Source organism: Streptomyces sp. NPDC031474 (genome assembly GCF_055581185.1).
The window spans coordinates 137,667-156,359 of sequence record NZ_JBVIJX010000011.1 but is presented as its reverse complement, the minus strand read 5'-3'; the positions used below and the strand labels follow the sequence as shown (position 1 = coordinate 156,359).

18 protein-coding genes are annotated in these 18,693 nt (G+C 71.2%); 5 read left to right on the top strand and 13 right to left on the bottom strand.

Going from position 1 to position 18,693, the window contains the following annotated elements:
- Positions 1-49: 49 nt before the first annotated feature.
- The 11 genes from gatB to ACZ5SK_RS24165 form a co-directional block, all read right to left on the bottom strand.
- Entirely contained in the window at positions 50-1,564 is a 1,515-nt protein-coding gene (gene gatB, locus ACZ5SK_RS24215) for an Asp-tRNA(Asn)/Glu-tRNA(Gln) amidotransferase subunit GatB (RefSeq protein ID WP_334577035.1), read from the bottom strand.
- A 15-nt stretch (positions 1,565-1,579) separates the two neighbouring features.
- A complete protein-coding gene (locus tag ACZ5SK_RS24210) occupies positions 1,580-1,819 on the bottom strand; it encodes a hypothetical protein (RefSeq protein ID WP_334577036.1) in 240 nt (79 codons plus the stop codon).
- Positions 1,816-3,318 carry an Asp-tRNA(Asn)/Glu-tRNA(Gln) amidotransferase subunit GatA gene (gene gatA / locus ACZ5SK_RS24205; RefSeq protein ID WP_079659317.1) on the bottom strand — a complete coding sequence of 501 codons (1,503 nt, stop codon included), beginning with the start codon at positions 3,316-3,318 and terminating at the stop codon, positions 1,816-1,818. Before gatA ends, ACZ5SK_RS24210 begins: the two co-directional genes overlap by 4 nt.
- A 5-nt stretch (positions 3,319-3,323) precedes the next feature.
- Positions 3,324-3,620, bottom strand: coding sequence for an Asp-tRNA(Asn)/Glu-tRNA(Gln) amidotransferase subunit GatC (gatC, locus tag ACZ5SK_RS24200; RefSeq protein ID WP_007384860.1), 297 nt, complete (start codon positions 3,618-3,620; stop codon positions 3,324-3,326).
- 101 nt (positions 3,621-3,721) lie between these two features.
- On the bottom strand, positions 3,722-4,216 hold the full coding sequence (locus ACZ5SK_RS24195; protein WP_334577037.1) for a cupin domain-containing protein: 495 nt from the start codon (positions 4,214-4,216) through the stop codon (positions 3,722-3,724).
- A 103-nt stretch (positions 4,217-4,319) separates the two neighbouring features.
- A complete protein-coding gene (locus ACZ5SK_RS24190; protein ID WP_334577038.1) occupies positions 4,320-4,691 on the bottom strand; it encodes a DUF4267 domain-containing protein in 372 nt (123 codons plus the stop codon).
- Between the two features lie 364 nt (positions 4,692-5,055).
- Positions 5,056-7,323: a putative bifunctional diguanylate cyclase/phosphodiesterase gene (locus tag ACZ5SK_RS24185; RefSeq protein WP_334577039.1), complete on the bottom strand. Its 2,268-nt coding sequence runs from the start codon at positions 7,321-7,323 to the stop codon at positions 5,056-5,058.
- Between the two features lie 281 nt (positions 7,324-7,604).
- Positions 7,605-9,797 (bottom strand): NAD-dependent DNA ligase LigA, encoded by a 2,193-nt coding sequence (ligA, locus tag ACZ5SK_RS24180; protein WP_334577040.1) that lies wholly within the window; start codon positions 9,795-9,797, stop codon positions 7,605-7,607.
- A gap of 15 nt (positions 9,798-9,812) precedes the next feature.
- Complete coding sequence (locus ACZ5SK_RS24175; protein ID WP_334577041.1) at positions 9,813-10,820, bottom strand: methionine synthase; 1,008 nt, start codon at positions 10,818-10,820, stop codon at positions 9,813-9,815.
- 37 nt (positions 10,821-10,857) lie between these two features.
- The gene (locus tag ACZ5SK_RS24170; protein WP_334577042.1) at positions 10,858-11,556 is read right to left on the bottom strand and encodes an SDR family oxidoreductase; all 699 of its coding nucleotides are present in this window, start codon (positions 11,554-11,556) and stop codon (positions 10,858-10,860) included.
- 18 nt (positions 11,557-11,574) lie between these two features.
- Positions 11,575-12,114, bottom strand: a complete 540-nt coding sequence (locus ACZ5SK_RS24165; protein ID WP_334577043.1) for an LOG family protein — start codon at positions 12,112-12,114, stop codon at positions 11,575-11,577.
- A 50-nt stretch (positions 12,115-12,164) separates the two neighbouring features.
- Here ACZ5SK_RS24165 and ACZ5SK_RS24160 point away from each other — a divergent pair, with 50 nt between their 5' ends.
- Complete coding sequence (locus ACZ5SK_RS24160; RefSeq protein WP_334577044.1) at positions 12,165-12,494, top strand: DUF427 domain-containing protein; 330 nt, start codon at positions 12,165-12,167, stop codon at positions 12,492-12,494.
- 85 nt (positions 12,495-12,579) lie between these two features.
- Here ACZ5SK_RS24160 and ACZ5SK_RS24155 read toward each other — a convergent pair whose 3' ends face one another.
- A complete protein-coding gene (locus tag ACZ5SK_RS24155; RefSeq protein ID WP_361705187.1) occupies positions 12,580-12,945 on the bottom strand; it encodes a hypothetical protein in 366 nt (121 codons plus the stop codon).
- A gap of 242 nt (positions 12,946-13,187) precedes the next feature.
- On the opposite strand from ACZ5SK_RS24155, the gene ACZ5SK_RS24150 reads away from it, so the two are divergent.
- Together ACZ5SK_RS24150 and ACZ5SK_RS24145 are read left to right on the top strand one after the other, a co-directional pair.
- The gene (locus tag ACZ5SK_RS24150; protein ID WP_468157300.1) at positions 13,188-14,156 is read left to right on the top strand and encodes a helix-turn-helix domain-containing protein; all 969 of its coding nucleotides are present in this window, start codon (positions 13,188-13,190) and stop codon (positions 14,154-14,156) included.
- A 65-nt stretch (positions 14,157-14,221) separates the two neighbouring features.
- Positions 14,222-15,001: an alpha/beta fold hydrolase gene (locus ACZ5SK_RS24145; protein WP_468576593.1), complete on the top strand. Its 780-nt coding sequence runs from the start codon at positions 14,222-14,224 to the stop codon at positions 14,999-15,001.
- Between the two features lies 1 nt (position 15,002).
- Here ACZ5SK_RS24145 and mnmA read toward each other — a convergent pair whose 3' ends face one another.
- Positions 15,003-16,133: a tRNA 2-thiouridine(34) synthase MnmA gene (gene mnmA / locus ACZ5SK_RS24140; RefSeq protein ID WP_361705195.1), complete on the bottom strand. Its 1,131-nt coding sequence runs from the start codon at positions 16,131-16,133 to the stop codon at positions 15,003-15,005.
- Positions 16,134-16,216: 83 nt separating this feature from the next.
- Between mnmA and ACZ5SK_RS24135 the strand changes: the two genes are divergently transcribed.
- Positions 16,217-16,894, top strand: coding sequence for an N-acetylmuramoyl-L-alanine amidase (locus ACZ5SK_RS24135; RefSeq protein ID WP_334577049.1), 678 nt, complete (start codon positions 16,217-16,219; stop codon positions 16,892-16,894).
- Positions 16,895-17,098: 204 nt separating this feature from the next.
- Positions 17,099-18,691, top strand: coding sequence for a multicopper oxidase family protein (locus ACZ5SK_RS24130; RefSeq protein ID WP_468576592.1), 1,593 nt, complete (start codon positions 17,099-17,101; stop codon positions 18,689-18,691).
- Positions 18,692-18,693: the final 2 nt, after the last annotated feature.

The window sequence follows — 18,693 nt, the reverse complement described above, 5'->3', positions numbered from 1 at the left end:
TGCACCCCTGGGTGGATCTCGCGCGACTCGAGGCGGGAGCCGGCGGGACTCAGCCCTCGCTGACGCCCAGCTTCTGCAGGATCAGCTCCTTGACGCGGGCCGCGTCGGCCTGACCGCGCGTGGCCTTCATCACGGCGCCGACCAGGGCGCCGGCCGCGGCCACCTTGCCGCCGCGGATCTTGTCGGCGATGCCCGGGTTGCCGGCGATGGCCTCCTCGACGGCGGTGGTGAGCGCGCCCTCGTCGGAGACGACCTTCAGACCGCGCTTCTCGACGACCTCGTCCGGGGTGCCCTCGCCCGCGAGGACGCCCTCGATGACCTGACGGGCCAGCTTGTCGTTCAGGTCGCCGGACGAGACGAGCTCGGTGACCCGCGCGACCTGCTCGGGCGTGATGGCCAGTTCGTCCAGGGACGTCGCGGACTCGTTGGCGCTGCGCGCCAGTTCGCCCATCCACCACTTGCGGGCGGAGGCCGAGTCGGCGCCGGCGTCGATCGTGGCGACGATCAGGTCCAGCGCACCGGCGTTGAGGATCGACTGCATGTCGGTGGCGGAGATGCCCCACTCGGCGAGCAGCCGGCCACGGCGGACCAGCGGCAGCTCCGGCAGCCCGGCGCGGATCTCCTCGACCCACTCGCGGGACGGGGCGACCGGGACGAGGTCGGGCTCCGGGAAGTACCGGTAGTCCTCGGCCTCCTCCTTCACGCGGCCCGAGGTCGTCGACCCGGTGTCCTCGTGGAAGTGGCGGGTCTCCTGGATGATCGTGCCGCCGGAGGACAGCACGGCCGCGTGCCGCTGGATCTCGAAGCGCGCCGCACGCTCCACGGACCGCAGCGAGTTGACGTTCTTCGTCTCCGAGCGCGTACCGAACTTCTCGGTGCCGTGCGGGCGCAGCGACAGGTTCACGTCGCAGCGCATCTGGCCCATCTCCATGCGGGCCTCGGAGACGCCGAGCGCCTTGATGAGCTCGCGCAGCTCACGGACGTAGGCCTTGGCGACCTCGGGAGCGCGCTCGCCCGCGCCCTCGATCGGCTTGGTGACGATCTCGATGAGCGGGATGCCGGCGCGGTTGTAGTCCAGCAGGGAGTGGGACGCGCCGTGGATACGGCCGGTGGCGCCGCCGACGTGCGTCGACTTGCCGGTGTCCTCCTCCATGTGGGCGCGCTCGATGTCCACGCGGAAGGTCTCGCCGTCCTCCAGCTGGACGTCGAGGTAGCCGTTGAAGGCGATCGGCTCGTCGTACTGGGAGGTCTGGAAGTTCTTCGGCATGTCCGGATAGAAGTAGTTCTTCCGGGCGAAACGGCACCACTCGGCGATCTCGCAGTTCAGCGCGAGACCGATCTTGATCGCCGACTCGACGCCGATCGCGTTGACGACCGGGAGCGCGCCGGGCAGGCCGAGGCAGGTGGGGCAGGTCTGCGTGTTGGCGTCCCTACCGAGTTCGGTCGAGCAGCCGCAGAACATCTTCGTCTTGGTGCCGAGTTCGACATGGACCTCAAGGCCCATGACGGGGTCGTACGACGCCAGCGCGTCCTCGTACGACACCAGGTCGGTCGTGGTGGTCACGGTGAAACTTCCCTCTCAGCCCAGCAGGACGTCGTCGTCGCCCAGCCGCTTCAGCTCGCGGTACAGGATGGCCAGGCCGGTGATGATCGCGACCCCGGTCACGGTGGCGTCGATCAGCCGCAGCGTGTCGTTCTCGGCGCGGGCCTTCTTGATCTGCTTGGCCACGCCGAACGCGCCGAAGGCCGTGCCGGCCATGGACAGGTACGTGCCGGACTTGGACTTCTTGAAGCCCTTGGCCTTGTTCAGTGCACTCACAGCGACGGTGCCTCCTCGAGGAGCGGGTGACCCCACCTTTCCACGAAGGCGGCCTCGACGGCGGCGCCGACCTTGTAAAGCCGGTCGTCCTTCAGCGCCGGGGCGATGATCTGCAGGCCCACCGGGAGGTTGTCCTCCGGGGCGAGACCGCAGGGCAGCGACATGGCCGCGTTGCCCGCCAGGTTGGTCGGGATGGTGCACAGGTCGGCCAGGTACATCGCCATCGGGTCGTCGGCACGCTCGCCGATCGCGAAGGCGGTGGTGGGGGTCGTCGGCGAGACGATGACGTCCACCTGCTCGAAGGCCTTCTCGAAGTCCCGCGTGATGAGCGTGCGGACCTTCTGGGCGGAGCCGTAGTAGGCGTCGTAGTAGCCCGAGCTGAGCGCGTACGTGCCGAGCATGATGCGGCGCTTCACCTCGGGGCCGAAGCCCGCCTCACGGGTGAGGGAGGTGACGGCCTCGGCCGAGTGGCTGCCGTCGTCGCCGGTGCGCAGGCCGTAGCGCAGGCCGTCGAAGCGGGCCAGGTTGGACGAGCACTCGGACGGCGCGATCAGGTAGTACGCCGACAGGGCGAGGTCGAAGGACGGACAGTCCAGCTCGACGATCTCGGCGCCCAGTTCCTTCAGCAGCGCGACGGACTCGTCGAACCGCTGGATGACGCCGGCCTGGTAGCCCTCGCCGCGGAACTGCTTGACCACGCCGACGCGCATGCCCTCGACGCTGCCGTTGCGGGCCGCCTCGACGACCGGCGGGACGGGCGCGTCGATGGAGGTGGAGTCCAGCGGGTCGTGCCCGGCGATGACCTCGTGCAGCAGTGCCGCGTCCAGGACCGTACGGGCGCAGGGCCCGCCCTGGTCGAGGGAGGAGGAGAAGGCGACCATGCCGTAGCGCGAGACCGCCCCGTACGTCGGCTTCACGCCGACCGTGCCGGTGACGGCGGCCGGCTGGCGGATGGAGCCGCCGGTGTCGGTGCCGATGGCGAGGGGCGCCTGGTAGGAGGCGAGGGCGGCGGAGGAGCCGCCGCCGGAGCCGCCGGGGATCTTGGTGAGGTCCCACGGGTTGCCGGTCGGGCCGTAGGCGCTGTTCTCGGTGGAGGACCCCATGGCGAACTCGTCCATGTTGGTCTTGCCGAGGATGACCACGTCGGCGGCCTTCAGCCGCTTGGTGAGCGTCGCGTCGTACGGCGGGATCCAGCCCTCGAGGATCTTCGAGCCGACGGTCGTCGGGATGCCCTCGGTGGTGAAGATGTCCTTGAGCGCGAGGGGAACGCCGGCGAGAGGTCCGAGCTTCTCGCCGCGCTCGCGCTTCTCGTCGACGGCGCGGGCCTGGGCGAGCGCGCCCTCGCGGTCGACGTGCAGGAAGGCGTGGACCTTCTCGTCGACGGCCTCGATGCGCGCCAGGTGGGCCTCGGCTACCTGGACGGCCGTGAGCTCGCCGGAGGCGATCTTCGCGGCGGTCTCGGCGGCCGTGAGCTTGATGATGGTGACGTTGTCCGTCATGGCTGTTAGTCCTCCCCCAGGATCTGCGGCACCTTGAAACGCTGCTGCTCCTGGGCCGGGGCGCCGGAGAGCGCCTGCTCGGGGGTGAGCGACGGACGGACCTCGTCCGCCCGCATGACGTTCGTCAGCGGGAGCGGGTGCGAGGTCGGCGGTACGTCTTGGTCGGCGACCTCACTGACGCGGGCGACCGCGCCGATGATGTCGTCAAGCTGTCCCGCGAAGTGTTCGAGCTCTTCGGGCTTCAGCTCCAGACGCGCCAGCCGGGCGAGGTGGGCGACCTCCTCGCGCGTGATGCCAGGCATGCAGCGTTCCTCTGGGGTGGAGTGAGTGTGTGGTTTGGCCCTAATCCTAGGGGGCGGTGCGGCATGCCCGTGAAACGGTTTCCCCCGCTCGTCGGCTTCCGTCAGCTTTGGCGGCCTTCCCAGGCGTCGCTGCGCAGGAAGTGGGTGTCGTAGAGCTCCTGCACCGCGAGGAGGCTTTCGGGGGTGGCCTCGCCGAGGCGGATGCGCTGGAGGTGGCGGAAGTAGGCGAAGCGTTCCACACCCGGGGCGATCACGATCAGGAGGTCGGCGGTGCTGCCCGGCGCGGCGGCGAAGGCATGCGGACGGTTCGGCGGGACGATGACGAGATCGCCGCGTTCGGCGGTGACGACGTCGTCGCCGGAGAGGACCTCCGCCTCGCCGTCGAGCAGGAAGAACATCTCGGCGGAGTTGCGGTGCAGGTGGGGGCGGGCACCGTCGGCGCCTTCCCCGAGGGTGACGCGGACGGTGGACAGCGCGCCGCCGGACGCGCTGCTGTCGGCGAGCAGTTTGACGCCTACGGGTGCGCCGCCGATGACCTCGGCTTCGGCGTCGCGGACGATGACGGTCTCGTCGAACTCGGGCACGAACAAGGACATGACGTTTCCCCGGCTTCCTTGGTGGGCGTTCTCGGATGCGGACGCGGATTGGGACGCGGACGCGGGTTCGGACGCGGATGCGGGTTCGGACGCGGATGCGGGTTCAGACGGCGAAGAGGAGTGCGCCGCTGATGAGCACGACGACGGCCGTGGCGAAGTGGATTCCGTAGGCGACGGCCTTGGTTCCGCCGTGGCGCAGGACTATCAGGGTGTCGCCGAGCGGCACGATCGCCACGCAGACCATGAACCAGGCCGCGGCGGTGGCGCCGGCGAAGGCGAGCAGGGCCAGTCCGAGGACGCCGAAGGCGCCGTCCCTGAGGCCCTTGATCGAGAGATAGGCGCCGGCGTCGCCGTCCGGCCGGGCCGGGACGCCGTAACCGGCGGCGGAGGAGGCGGGCTGGAACAGGAACCGGTACCCGAGGAACAGGCAGAACAGGTTGAGCACGACGGCCAGGGTGTAGGCGGTGACGGTCATGGCGAAATCCCCCTCGTTTGCTCGCTAGCCGCCCTAGCGCCGCTAGCAACTGTAGCGAAGGTAGCAGAGCACGGAAAGAATGGCTAGCACTGCTAGAATTCAGGCCACGCCGATTCGGGCGCGCCAGGAGCGTGAACGAGCGGCGGTGGTGCCGACGCGGCGCCTGGCGGCGGAGATCGAGCAGGCGGGTCCGGGGCAGCGGAAGCCAAGGCGCCCTGATGCGCAGCGGCCACCTCCCGGAGCCGCGCGCGGCGCCCGCAACTGCACCTGCACCTGCACCTGCACCTGCTGATCGGCCACTTCGTGGCGCAGGCGAGGTGAGACCGCTGTCCGCCCAGGCCGGACCGGGGCGGGCAGGAAGCGGTCAGTCCTCGGTGGCCGCTGCCGGGAGGGCCGCCGCGGGGCGTTGCCAGCCGCGTGAGCCGCGGGCCCGCAGCCACGCCGTCGTCTCCTCGGGAGGCATCGCCGCGGCCACCAGCCAGCCCTGCACGGCGTCGCAGCCCAGGTCGCGCAGGCGTTCCCAGGTCTCGTCGTCCTCGACGCCCTCGGCGACCACCAGCAGCCCCAGGGAATGCGCGAGGTCGACCGTGCAGCGCACGATCTCCGCGTCCTCGGTGTCGACGGCCAGCCGGGCCACGAAGGAGCGGTCGATCTTCAGCTCGCTGACGGGCAGCCGGCGCAGGTGCACCAGTGAGGAGTAGCCGGTGCCGAAGTCGTCGAGGGACATCTTCACGCCGTGCCCGGTCAGCCCGTTGAGGGTGGCGGCGGCGCGCTGCGGGTCCTCCAGCAGGACGTGTTCCGTTATCTCCAGTTGGAGCGCTCCCGCGGGCACTCCGTGCCGGGCCAGCCGGGCGGCGACCGACCCGGCGAAGCCGGGTGTGTGGACGTCGCGCGGGGAGACGTTCACCGCGACCGGCACGAACAGCCCCTGGGCCCGCCACTGCGCGACCTGCGCGAGCGCCGTCTCCAGCACGTACTCCGTCAGATGCGGCATCAGGCCCGACGACTCGGCGATCGCTATGAACTCGTCCGGCGGCACCTTCCCCCGCTCCGGGTGCACCCACCGCACCAGGGCCTCCAGCCCCGCCACCTGCCCGTCGAAGCGGACCTTCGGCTGGTAGTGCAGCTGCACCTCGTGCGCGTCGAGCGCGCGCCGCAGGTCGCCCAGCAGACCGAGCCGGTCAGGGGTGTTGGAGTCGCGCTTGGACTCGTACACCTCCACGGCCGTGCGGTCCCGCTTGGCCTGGTACATCGCCACGTCGGCCCGGCGCAGCAGGCCCTCCGCGTCGAGTGCGTGGTCGGGGAAGACGGCGACGCCGGCGCTGGCCTCCAGGACGAGGGTGAGCCCGTCGAGGTCGAGGGGCGAGCTGAGGTCGGAGACCAGGGCGCGGGCGATCCGCGCCGCCGAGGTCGTGGAGTCGGCGACGGGCAGTAAGACGGCGAACTCGTCCCCGCCGAGCCGCGCGACCTCCGCCCCGCGCGGCAGAGCGACCCGCAGCCGCTCGGCTATCTGGAGCAGCAGCCGGTCACCGGCGAGATGCCCGAGGGTGTCGTTGACCGAACGGAAACGGTCGAGGTCGATCAGCATCAGGGCGGCCCGGGCGCCGATGCGCTCGGCGTCGTCCAGGGCGGTCCAGATGCGCTCCAGGAGCCACTGACGGTTGGGCAGCCCGGTGAGCGGGTCGCGCAGTTGCTCCTCGGCGCGGGCGCGGGCTATCCACAAGGTGGAGTCGAGGGCGAAGAGGGGGATGGCGAACAGCGGCAGCAGGATCGGCTTGGCCACGGCCACCACACAGATCAGCGGGGCGATGCCCAGCAAGGCGACCGCGACCAGGCCCTGTCTGACCAGGGCCGTCCGGGCGACGGTGGGCAGCCCGCCGGAGCGCGGGGCGTGCAGATACCAGAGCAGGACACGGGTGACGGCGAGGTAGGCGACGGCCACCAGGACCACCTGGGGGCCGGTGTAGACCGTCCAGCTGTCGGGGGTCCAGGGGCGCTCCACGGACGGTATCCGCCCGCAGGCCGCCAGCAGCAGCGCGCCCACACCGATGCCGAGGATGTCCACCGCGCCGTGCAGAACCCCCTGCCGCCAGCGGTGGCGCCGGGCTATGCCGACCAGGACGACGACGGTGAGGCTGACCATGCCGGCGGGCACCCAGCCGTACAGCAGCAGGACGGCGAGGGTGAGGGCGGCGCCGGAGCCGGTGCCGCCTCCCCAGCGGGCGCGGCCGAGCAGGACCAGGTGGCCGACGATCACGCCGGCCAGCACGGCCAGTGCCCAGCCGACCGTGCCGGACGGGAAGAGGGCGTGGTTGTCGGTGAAGGCGCGGTAGAAGCCGGCGCCGAGGGCGAAGCCGGCCGCCGCGACGACGGCGGCGGGCAGCGCGGGCCAGGACAGCTGCCGGTCGGACTCGGCGTCGGGCAGCCCGGGGTGCGGGGCGGCGGAGGCGCGGTAGTTCAGGGTGGGGCGCGGCGTTGCGTTGAGGGGCGCGCGCTGCGGTGCGGTATGCGGTACGTACTCCTGCGCGCCCGGATGTCGCCCGGAGCGCGCCGTCCACCTCTCCCACCAGACGCCGGCGACGCGGCGTCTGCGCAGCCGTGAGTCCGGGGCGGCGCTCTCGGTCGGTTCCATTCCCGTCCCTCTCACAGCCGGCGGTGCCCACGCCACGCGGCCCGTTGCCCGACGATCCCGGGCGGCGCCGCGTTGGAAAACCCTTCCCCTTCGTTCTTCTGGGGCCCATCAGAACAAAGGGGATGCCCCGACCGCAGCTGGGCACGGCAGGCGCACATATCAACAGTAGGCCGCAGAAGGCTTCCACGGGCAGCGGTCGTCGACGGTTGCCCGAATGCGCCCCGGCCACCCGTATGCATCTGGTATGCGCCAATCGGGTGGCCTTCAACCGCCACTGTTCGCTACTCCTCGGTCGGAAGGGCGACTTCGGCCGCCGCCTCGGGCCCCTGTTCCAGCAGGACGGTGAAGCCGTCCTCGTTCAGAACCGGCACCTTCAGCTGCATCGCCTTGTCGTACTTCGATCCAGGATTGTCACCCACAACGACGAACGACGTCTTCTTCGAAACAGAGCCGGTCACTTTCGCCCCACGGCTCTGCAGGGCGTCCTTGGCGCCGTCACGGGTGAAGTGTTCGAGGGTGCCGGTGACGACGACCGTCAGCCCCTCGAGGGGGCGCGGGCCTTCGTCCTCACCGGAGCTCTCCTCCTCCATGCGGACGCCCGCGGCCTTCCACTTGCGCAGGATCTCCTGGTGCCACTCCTCGGCGAACCACTCCTTGAGGGAGGCCGCGATGATGGCGCCCACGCCGTCGGTGCCGGCCAGCTCCTCCTCCGTGGCCTGCTCGATGCGCTCGATCGAGCGGAACTCGCGGGCCAGCGCCTCGGCCGCGACCGGCCCGACATGACGGATCGACAGGCCGGTGAGGATGCGCGCCAGCGGGCGCTCCTTGGCCGCCGCGATGTTCTCCAGCATGGCGAGCGCGTTCTTCTTCGGCTCGCCCTGCTGGTTGGCGAAGACCGTGGCGATCTTCTCCTCGCCGGTCTTCGGGTCCCGCTTGGGCAACCCGCTGTCCTGGTCGAGGACGTACGCCTTGATGGGCAGCAGCCGGTCGATGGTGAGGTCGAAGAGATCGCCCTCGTCGGCCAGCGGCGGGTCCCCGGGCTCCAGCGGCTTGGTGAGGGCGGCCGCGGCGACATACCCGAAGTGCTCGATGTCCAGTGCCTTGCGGCCCGCCAGGTAGAACAGGCGCTCACGCAACTGGGCCGGGCAGGTACGGGCGTTGGGGCAGCGCAGGTCGACGTCGCCCTCCTTCATCGGCCGCAGCGGCGTCTCGCACTCGGGGCACTCGGACGGCATCACGAACTCGCGCTCGCTGCCGTCGCGCAGGTCGACGACCGGACCGAGGATCTCCGGGATCACATCACCGGCCTTGCGCAGCACCACCGTGTCGCCGATGAGGACGCCCTTGGCCTTGACGACGTCCTGGTTGTGCAGGGTGGCGAACTCGACCTCGGACCCGGCCACGGTCACCGGCTCGACCTGGGCGTACGGCGTCACCCGGCCCGTACGGCCCACACCCACCCGGATGTTGACGAGCCGGGTGTTGACCTCCTCCGGCGCGTACTTGTACGCGATCGCCCAGCGCGGCGCACGCGCGGTGGAGCCGAGCCGCCCCTGGAGGCGGATCTCGTCGAGCTTGACGACCACGCCGTCGATCTCGTGCTCCACCGAGTGCCGGTTCTCGCCGTAGTACGCGATGAACTGCCGTACGCCGTCGAGGTCGCCGACCACCTTGTTGTGCCGGGAGGTGGGCAGGCCCCAGGTCTTGAGGAGGTCGTAGGCCTCGGACAGGCGGGTCATGCCCTCGTAGCCCTCCAGGGCGCCGATGCCGTGGACGACCATGTGCAGCGGGCGGGAGGCGGTGACGCGCGGGTCCTTCTGGCGCAGTGAACCGGCCGCCGCGTTGCGCGGGTTGGCGAAGGGCTTGTCGCCGGCCTCGACCAGACGGGCGTTGAGCTCCTCGAACTTCTCCATCGGGAAGTAGACCTCGCCGCGGATCTCCACGAGGGAGGGGACGCCGTCGCCCTCGAGGCGGTCCGGGATCTCCGCGATGGTGCGCACGTTGGGTGTGATGTCCTCGCCCGTGCGGCCGTCGCCGCGGGTCGCCGCGCGCGTGAGGCGGCCGTTCTCATACGTGAGGTTGACGGCGAGACCGTCGACCTTCAGCTCGCACAGGAAGTGGTACACGGAGGCGCCGACGTCCTTGTGGACGCGCTCGGCCCAGGCGGCGAGCTCCAGGTCGTCGAAGGCGTTGTCGAGCGACAGCATGCGCTCGCGGTGCTGGACGGCCGTGAACTCCGTGGCGTACGCGCCCGCGACCTTCTGGGTCGGCGAGTCGGGCGTGCGCAGCTCGGGATACTCCTCCTCCAGCGCCTCCAGGGCGCGCAGGAGCCTGTCGAACTCCGCGTCGCTGACGACGGGAGCGTCCTTCACGTAGTACCGGAAGCGGTGCTCCTCGATCTGCTCAGCGAGCTGCGCGTGCTGCTCCCGTGCCTCGGTGGGCACCGTCGTCTCCGCTTGCCTGTCGCCGGCCACCGTGTTGTCCTCCCGTTACTCTGGGTTGTCCGCGAGGGATCTCGCCGCCCGGACGCAGTGGGCGAGGGCCTGGCGGGCATACGCGGGGGAAGCCCCCGCGAGGCCGCACGTCGGCGTGAGCGTGACCGCCTCCGTGAGAAGCCCCGGTTGCAGCCCCAGCCTGCGCCACAGCGTCCTGACACCCATGACGCTACCGGCAGGGTCTGACAATGCGGCGTCCGTGCCGGGCACGACACCGGCGAACAGCCGGGTGCCCGCTTCCACCGCCTCGCCGATCGCGTCGTCGTCACGTTCGGTGAGCAGCGAGAAATCGAAGGAGACCGCCGCCGCACCGGCCCGGCGCAGGAGCGCGAACGGGACGTCGGGGGCGCACGAGTGGACCACGACGGGGCCGTCGCCGTGCACCCCGACGAGGTCCCGGAGCGTGGCCTCCACGATCTGCCGGTCGACGGCGCGGTGGGTGCGGTAGCCGCTGGCGGTCCTGACGTGGCCGCGGAGCACGGCGGTGAGGGACGGCTCGTCGAGCTGGAGCACAAGCTGAGCGCCGGGTACGCGGCGACGGACCTCGGCGAGGTGGTCGCGCAGGCCCTCGGCGAGGGAGCCGGCCAGGTCGCGGCACGCGCCGGGGTCGCCGAGCACGGCCTCGCCGTTCTTCAGCTCCAGCGCGGCGGCGAGCGTCCAGGGGCCGACCGCCTGCACCTTCACCTGTCCCTCGTAGCCCTGGGTGAACTCCTCCAGCGCGTCGAGGTCCTCCCCCAGCCAGGACACGGCCCGCCTGGTGTCCCGTCCCGGCCGGTCGCCGAGCCGCCAGCCGCTGGGCTCCACGCGCGCGTACAGCTCGACGAGCAGGCCCGCGGTGCGGCCGATCATGTCGGCGCCGGGTCCTCGGGCGGGCAGTTCGGCGAGGAACGGGAAGTCCTCGACGGACCCCGTGACGGTCTTGGCGGTCTCACGGGCGTCGCCGCCGGGCATCGAGCCGATGCCGGTGGCTGCGCCGAAGCTGAACTGAGTGCTGTTGCTCACCCCGGAAGCCTACGTACACATCCGCGGGGAGGCGCCGTCACGTTCCCGGTCGTACCGTCAGGTCGTTGACCTCCGCGTCCCGGGGCAGGTCGAGGGCCATCAGGATCGTCGTCGCCACCGACTGCGGATCGATCCACTTCGACGCGTCGTACTCCTTGCCCTCCTGCTGGTGGACCTTGGCCTGCATCGGGCTGGCGGTGCGGCCCGGGTAGACGGAGGTGACCCGGACGCCGTTGCCGTGCTCCTCGTGACGGAGCGCGTCGGCGAGGGCCTTCAGGCCGTGCTTGGACGCCGCGTACGCGGACCAGTCGGCGTGGGCGTTGAGGCCCGCGCCCGAGTTCACGAACACCACATGGCCGTGTGCGGCCCGGAGTTGGGGCAGGAAGTGCCGGGTCAGCTCGGCCGGGGCGATCAGGTTGACGTTGAGCTGGTGGCGCCAGGACTTGGGGGTGAGGTCGCCGACCGGGCCGAGGTCGACCACCCCCGCGATGTGCAGCAAGGAGTCGACCCGGTCCGGGAGCGACTGGTGGGAGAAGGCCCAGCTCAGCTTGTCGGGATCGGCCAGGTCGCCGACGAGGGTCCGCGCGCCGGGGAACTCCGCCGCGAGTTCCTTCGCGCGGCCCGCGTCGCGCGCGTGCAGCACGAGTTCGTCCCCGCGCGCGTGCAGAGCGCGGGCGACGGCCGCGCCGATGCCGGAGCCCGCTCCGGTGATCACATGAGTAGCCATGTCCGCCATGCTCGCATCGGCGAGGGGCTACGCGATCCCCTCACTCTCCTCCAGGTAGGCCAGCGCGCCCACCGGCTCCTCCGCGAAGAACACCAGGTCGGTGAGCGGGCGGGGCAGGAACCCCTCGTCCTCCATGCGCCGGAACTGCTGCTTGAGGCCGTCGTAGAAGCCCGCGGTGTTCAGCAGGACGACCGGCTTGTCGGTGTGGCCGTGCTTCTTCAGCTCCAGGATCTCGGTGGCCTCGTCGAGCGTGCCCGTGCCACCGACCATGATCACCACCGCGTCGGCCTTCTCCAGGAGCAGCCGCTTGCGCTCCGCGAGATCCTTCGCGATCACCATCTCATCGGCTCCGGGCCGCGCCTTGGCCGCGAGGAAGTCCACCGACACCCCGCACAGCCGGCCGCCCGCCTCCTGCACACCGTCGGCGACCACCTTCATCAGGCCGACGTCGGAACCGCCCCAGACGAGCGTGTGACCGCCCTTGCCCAGCAGTTCGGCGAACTCGCGCGCGGGGCGCGTGTAACGGTCGTCGAGGTCGGCGGCGGAGAGGAAGACACAGATACGCATGCGGCCACCGTACGCGGGAAGAACCGGCGGCCGGCTGGTGCTTCCCAGGTATGAGCGAAGGACACACGATCACGATCGAGCGGGGCGAGCAGCACCTCAGGGTCGTCCACGGAGACCATGTGCTGGCCGAGACGGAGCGGGCGCTCGTGCTGCGCGAGACCGGCTGTCCGGTGCGGTACTACATCCCCGCCGAGGACGTACGGCTCGACCTCCTGACCCCCTCCGACACCCACACGTACTGCCCCTTCAAGGGAACGGCGTCCTACTGGTCGCTGCCGGACGCGGCGGACCTCGTCTGGGCGTATCCCGATCCCAAGCCCGACGTCGCCGAGATCAAGGACCATCTCTGCTTCTACGAAGTGACCGTCTCGCCGGCCTGAGCCCGCGGCGGGTGCGGGGTGCGACCGGTGCCCGCCTCCTGCACCGGTCGCACCCTCGCGCGGGTTCCTCAGGGCCGGCTGTCGCTCAGATGTTGCTGCTTCCCAGGGCGGAACACCGGGTGCCCTGGCAGACCTTGAAGAAGACCGTGCCGCGCGACTCGTCGAGCTCCAGGTTGTGGGTGTAGCCGGTGTCGTAGTCCACGGGCACGCGGAGCGTCGCCGCGCCGTTGAGGGCGGAGTTGTAGGCCCACTTCACGTGGACCGCCTTGCCGTCGTGCACGTTGTCCCAGATCTCGAAGATGTCGCCGTAGCTGCGGTAGACGACCCCCGCCTCGTTGGAATTGTTGGGGCTGGTGAGCCGGACGCCCCCGTCGGCCTGGGCGGGGGAACCCGCGATGCCGATCGCGAGCGCGGCACCTGCGATACCGGTCATCACATGACGGACCTTCATGACACTCCTCATTGCGGATTGTGGCGCGGTGCGCCTCGGGTGGAGCCCGTTGTGCCGAGAGCCGGCCGGGCACCACCGAGACTGCCGACCGTCGAGGAGCGTGAGCAACGGCCCACGGCTGTCCCGGACAGACAGGGAGCTGTCCGGGCTGGTCAGGGCGTTGTCCGGATTCTGTTCCGGACAACGGGGCATGACCGAATCCACGGTTGTCCCGTGCCTCATGGCTGCAACACGATGCAGGCATGGGGAATCTGGAGGAGCTGTCGCCGTACGAGGCCCGGGACGCTGCCGGCTTCGTCGCGTCGATGCGGCGGCTCAAGGAGCGCGCCGGGCTGACGTACCGCGAACTGGAGGAGCGGGCCGCCCACCACGGTGACGTGCTGGCCCGCAGCACGCTGGCCGACATCCTGCGGCGCACGAGCCTCCCCCGCCCCGATGTGCTGGCGGCGTTCGTCCGCGCCTGTGGGGACGGGGAGCGGGTCGACGCCTGGCTGGACGCCAGAGAGCGGATCGCCGAGCAGGACGCCGCGGTGTCCGAGGCCGGCCGGGAGGCCGACGGCGAGCCCGCGCCGCGGACCGAGGAGGCGTCGGGCGCGCGGCCCCGCCGGGCCAACGGCCGCACCGTCCTGCTCGCGGCCTCTCTCGCCGTTCCGCTGCTCGCCCTGGCCGCCTGGGGACTGCTCCCGGAGACCTCCGAGGGCTCCGCAGACGCCGGCGGTTCCGGGGCCGGGGCCTCGGCCGTCCCGGGCACCGCTTCCCGGGCCCCGGTCGACGGCTGGGTCACCGTGCGCCCGCTCCGCACACCGGACCTCTGTCTGACGGACGGCCGCGATCGCCGCGGCGCCTACGGGAGCGCCGTCGCCGTCCAGCTGCCCTGTGCCCGGGCGACCGTGCCCCGCACCTACCTCGAACCGTTCGGCGAGGGCTTCTACCGCATCCAGTGGCATCACCCCCAGCTCGGGAAGGGGTGCCTGACGGTCATGGGCACCGGTCCGGTGAAGGGCATGCTCGAGCCCCGGGACGACTGCGACCAGGGCACCCTGTTCCGCTTGGAGGCCGCCGCCGACGCCGCCGAGGGCTTCCGGCTTCGTCCGGCCCACGGCACCACCTGCATCGGCCTGACCGGCGACGGCGGCACCGAGGGCGCCGAGGCTGTCGAGGAGCGCTGCACCGGCGCGGCCGACCAGCGGTTCCTCATCCGCGCGGACTGACGGTCGTCGGCCTCCCGGCCCCGCCACCCCGACAAGTTCCGTCCCGTCTGACAGTCTCGACAGACATGGACAAGAAGACGCTTTCGCGCGACGGCACCGCCATCGCGTACGAACGGAAGGGACAGGGTCCCGCGGTCGTCCTCGTCAGCGGGGCGATGTCCACGGGCGGCACCATGGCGCCCCTGGCCGGGCTGCTCGCGAGCCGCTTCACGGTCTTCTGGTACGACCGCCGGGGCCGCGGCGAGAGCGGCGACACGGCGCCGTACGCGGTGCAGCGCGAGGTCGAGGACCTGGCGGCGCTCATCGACGCGGCGGGCGGCGAGGCGGCGCTGTACGGCATCTCGTCGGGCGGCGCGCTGGTGCTTCACGCGGCGGCCGCCGGGCTGCCGGTGCGCCGGGTCGCGGTGTACGAGACGCCGTTCGCCCTCGACGAGGAGGAGGCCGACGCGCGCGCCGCGTACACGGCGAACCTCACCGAGGCACTCGCGCAGGGGCGGCGCGGCGACGCCGTCGAGCTGTTCCTGCGGCTGACGGGGCTGGCCGACGAGATGATCCGGGGCGCCCGTCAGTCACCGATGTGGGAGGGGATGGAGGCCATCGCGCCGACCCTCGCGTACGACGACTCGGTCATGGGCGGCGGGCTGGTGCCCCGGGAGCGGCTGGCCTCGATCGGCGTCCCCGTGCTGGCCGTGGCGGGCGAGGAGAGCCTGCCGTGGCTGCGCGAGGCCGTACGTGCCGTCGCGGACGGGGTGCCCGACGGCACCTACCTGACCCTGGAAGGGCAGACCCACATGGTGGACCCGAACGTCCTGGCGCCGGTGCTGGCGGAGTTCTTCGGCCGGTAGGTCAGGACACGCCGGCCGTCGCCCGCACCGTGGACGCGATCGTCGCCGAGCCCACCACGCGGGTGTCGTCGTACAGGACGATCGCCTGGCCGGGGGCCACGCCTCGGACGGGCTCGGTGAACGTGACCTCCAGGCGGCCGTCGATCAGTTCGGCGGTCACCTCGGTCTCACCGCCGTGGGCGCGCAGTTGGGCGGTGTAGGCGCCGGGGCCGGTGGGGGCGGCGCCGCACCAGCGGGGCTTGATCGCGGTCAGGGCGGTCACGTCCAGGGCGGCGGCCGGGCCGACCGTCACCGTGTTGTCGACCGGGGAGATGTCCAGGACGTAGCGCGGCTTGCCGTCGGCGGCCGGGGTGCCGATGCGCAGGCCCTTGCGCTGGCCGATGGTGAAGCCGTACGCGCCCTCGTGGGTGCCGATCTTCGTGCCGGACTCGTCGACGATGGCGCCCTCCGCCTTGCCGAGGCGCCCCGCCAGGAAGCCCTGGGTGTCGCCGTCGGCGATGAAGCAGATGTCGTGCGAGTCGGGCTTCTTGGCGACGGCCAGGCCCCGGCGCTCGGCCTCCGCGCGGATCTCGTCCTTCGTGGTCACCGTGTCGCCGAGGGGGAACAGCGCGTGGGCGAGCTGCCGGTCGTCCAGGACGCCGAGGACGTACGACTGGTCCTTGGCCATGTCGGAGGCGCGGTGGAGTTCCCGGGTGCCGTCCTCGCGGACGACGACCTGCGCGTAGTGCCCGGTGCAGACCGCGTCGAAGCCCAGCGCGAGCGCCTTGTCGAGCAGGGCGGCGAACTTGATCTTCTCGTTGCAGCGCAGGCAGGGGTTGGGGGTGCGGCCGGCCTCGTACTCGGCGACGAAGTCGTCGACGACGTCCTCGCGGAAGCGGTCGGCGAGGTCCCAGACGTAGAACGGGATGCCGATGACGTCGGCGGCGCGGCGGGCGTCCCGGGAGTCCTCGATGGTGCAACAGCCTCGCGCGCCCGTGCGGAACGACTGCGGGTTCGCGGAGAGCGCGAGGTGGACGCCGGTGACGTCATGGCCGGCTTCCGCGGCGCGGGCGGCGGCGACGGCGGAGTCGACTCCGCCGGACATGGCGGCGAGTACGCGAAGGGGGCGGGGACGCTGCGAGGTCTCAGTCATAACCCTTCCAGGGTACGGGTCGGCGGGAACCGGATCCCGCGCATATCCGTTGACGATCACGAGGGGCGAGGAAGGGCGCGGACATGGGGGAGAAGAACGGCGACTCCGACCGGCGGATCGGGCGGCGCGCGCTGCTGATCGGCGGCGCGGTGGCGGCCGTCGGCACCGGGGTGTTGGCGCGTGAGGAGCTGGCGCGGCTGTACTGGCGGCTGCCGGGTGTGCGCAGGAAGCGGGTGGAGGGGGCCGTCGACTTCGTGGGCGCGCGGTGGGTGGCGGCGTCGGAGGCGAACTTCCGCTGGGCGGACCGGCCGGACGACTACGGGATCGACATGGTCGTCGTCCATGTCACGCAGGGCGATCTCGCGAGCGCGGTGAAGGCGTTCGAGGACCCGGGGCACAAGGCGGCCGCGCACTACATCGTCGCCCAGGACGGGCACGTCACGCAGATGGTCCGCGAGCTGGACGTGGCGTACCACGCGGGCAACCGCGCGTACAACGAGCGCAGTGTCGGCATCGAACACGAGGGCTTCGTGGACCGGCCGGAGGACTTCACCGACGCGATGTACGCCGCCTCCGCGCGGCTGACGGCCGCGATCTGCCGGCGCTACGGCATACCCGTCGACCGCGAGCACATCATCGGGCACGTGGAGGTGCCGGGCACGGACCACACCGACCCCGGCGAGCACTGGGACTGGGACCGGTATCTGCGGCTCGTGCGGGCGGCGCGCACCGCTGCCGCCCACCCCGCGGCGACAGCGTGACACAGATCACAGGCACCCAATATTCGTGAACGGCTGCCCCGCGTCAGCCGTCCGATGTGTCCCGCACCCCGAAGATGACCTGCGCCTCGCCAACTTGGCCTTTTTTCAGGGGAGTTGGCGCGCAGGGCGGTCGCACAGCGTCCTCGGCTCGCTCCTGATTTCGCCTCAGTCCTCACATAGCCCTGAGGTCGAAGCTCCACGGCCATGACCCACACCACGGATCCCGCCTCCGGCGCGGGACGGCAGAGCAAGGGCGCCCACGCGAGAAGCGACCGGGGCGCCAAGGACGAGCGACACACCAAGAGCGGCTCGGCCGAGGGCGGGCGCGGCAAGGGCCTGCACCGGAGGAAGTTCCTGGGCGGGATGGCCGGGGCGGCCGGGCTGGCCGCCGTCGGGGCCGCCGGGGCGACCTTCTCCCTGCTGACCGGCGGCAACAGCGACAAGGCGGCCGCCGCCGACGCCACCGGCACGCTCGCCATCCCCGACCTGCTGGAGGGCACCACGACCGACGGCACCACCACCTACACCCTCACCGCGCAGACCGGCACGAGCGAGGTGATCAGCGGCGTCAGCAGCACCACCGCCGGCTACAACGGGGCGTACCTCGGCCCGACCATGAAGTGGACCACCGGCGACACGGTCCTGCTGAACATCACCAACACCCTGGGCGCCGACACGTCCGTCCACTTCCATGGCGCCCACATCCCGCCCAAGATGGACGGCGGCCCGCAGAACGCCTTCGCGGACGGCGTGACCTGGTCGCCCACCTTCGAGGTCAAGGACGAGGCCAAGACCCTCTGGTACCACCCGCACGCCCTGGGCACCACGGCCCAGCAGGTCGTCCACGGACTGGCGGGCATGATCATCGTCGAGGACGACTCGACCGCCTCGGCCGCGCTGCCGAGCGAGTACGGCGTCGACGACATCCCGATCGTCCTGCAGTGCCTGGCCGCCGACAGCTCGGGCGACATCAAGTACAACGCCACCGGCTACCTCAGCTCCGGCCTCAGCTACCCGGTGCTGGTCAACGGCGCCAACGTCGACTCGACCACCCTCGGGTTCACGGCCACCAGGAAGCGCACACGCTTCCGGGTGCTGAACGCCTCACCGGCCGACATCATGACCGTCCAGCGCGGGGACGGCGGCACGCTCACCCAGATCGCCACCGACCAGGGCTATCTCGCCGCGCCCACCGAGGTGACGTCGATCCGGCTGGTGGCCGGCGCCCGCGCCGAGTTCGTCCTCGACCTCGAGGACGCGGTCACGCTCCAGGCCGTCGTCACGACCGGCTGGATCCGCGGCGGAAGCGGCACGTACGACTTCCTGACCGTCACTCCGGATGCCACCGACACGCCCGCCGACCTGCCGAGCGCGCTCAACACGATCACCCGGTACGACACGAGCGGCTTCACCGCGCGGACGATCACCCTCGGCCAGGGCAGCGGCGGGACCATGACGATCAACGGCTCGGCGGGCACCACCATGGCCGGGATGGCGATGATCAGCACCACCCTGGACGCCGAGGAGGTCTGGACGATCAAGAACGGCACGCAGCTGGAGCACTCGTTCCATCTGCACGACGTGCCGTACCAGCTGATCGAGATCAACGGCGAGGCACCGACGGGCGTCGACCTCGGCTGGTTCGACACGTTCGAGGTGGTCGGCGGCGGCTCCATCAAGATCGCGATGAAGTTCACCGACTTCACCGACGACACCTACATGTACATGCTCCACTGCCATCTGCTCCAGCACGAGGACGAGGGCATGATGGCGGCCCTGATGGTGACGGACAGCTAGGG

Excerpts from the sequence above, each read along its gene's own strand:
- gatA (WP_079659317.1), bottom strand. The coding sequence starts at position 3,318 with ATGACGGACAACGTCACCATCATCAAGCTCACGGCCGCCGAGACCGCC.
- gatC (WP_007384860.1), bottom strand. The coding sequence starts at position 3,620 with ATGCCTGGCATCACGCGCGAGGAGGTCGCCCACCTCGCCCGGCTGGCG.
- ACZ5SK_RS24195 (WP_334577037.1), bottom strand. The coding sequence starts at position 4,216 with ATGTCCTTGTTCGTGCCCGAGTTCGACGAGACCGTCATCGTCCGCGAC.
- ACZ5SK_RS24190 (WP_334577038.1), bottom strand. The coding sequence starts at position 4,691 with ATGACCGTCACCGCCTACACCCTGGCCGTCGTGCTCAACCTGTTCTGC.
- ACZ5SK_RS24185 (WP_334577039.1), bottom strand. The coding sequence starts at position 7,323 with ATGGAACCGACCGAGAGCGCCGCCCCGGACTCACGGCTGCGCAGACGC.
- ACZ5SK_RS24170 (WP_334577042.1), bottom strand. The coding sequence starts at position 11,556 with ATGGCGGACATGGCTACTCATGTGATCACCGGAGCGGGCTCCGGCATC.
- ACZ5SK_RS24165 (WP_334577043.1), bottom strand. The coding sequence starts at position 12,114 with ATGCGTATCTGTGTCTTCCTCTCCGCCGCCGACCTCGACGACCGTTAC.
- ACZ5SK_RS24160 (WP_334577044.1), top strand. The coding sequence starts at position 12,165 with ATGAGCGAAGGACACACGATCACGATCGAGCGGGGCGAGCAGCACCTC.
- ACZ5SK_RS24155 (WP_361705187.1), bottom strand. The coding sequence starts at position 12,945 with ATGAAGGTCCGTCATGTGATGACCGGTATCGCAGGTGCCGCGCTCGCG.
- ACZ5SK_RS24150 (WP_468157300.1), top strand. The coding sequence starts at position 13,188 with ATGGGGAATCTGGAGGAGCTGTCGCCGTACGAGGCCCGGGACGCTGCC.
- ACZ5SK_RS24145 (WP_468576593.1), top strand. The coding sequence starts at position 14,222 with ATGGACAAGAAGACGCTTTCGCGCGACGGCACCGCCATCGCGTACGAA.
- mnmA (WP_361705195.1), bottom strand. The coding sequence starts at position 16,133 with ATGACTGAGACCTCGCAGCGTCCCCGCCCCCTTCGCGTACTCGCCGCC.
- ACZ5SK_RS24135 (WP_334577049.1), top strand. The coding sequence starts at position 16,217 with ATGGGGGAGAAGAACGGCGACTCCGACCGGCGGATCGGGCGGCGCGCG.
- ACZ5SK_RS24130 (WP_468576592.1), top strand. The coding sequence starts at position 17,099 with ATGACCCACACCACGGATCCCGCCTCCGGCGCGGGACGGCAGAGCAAG.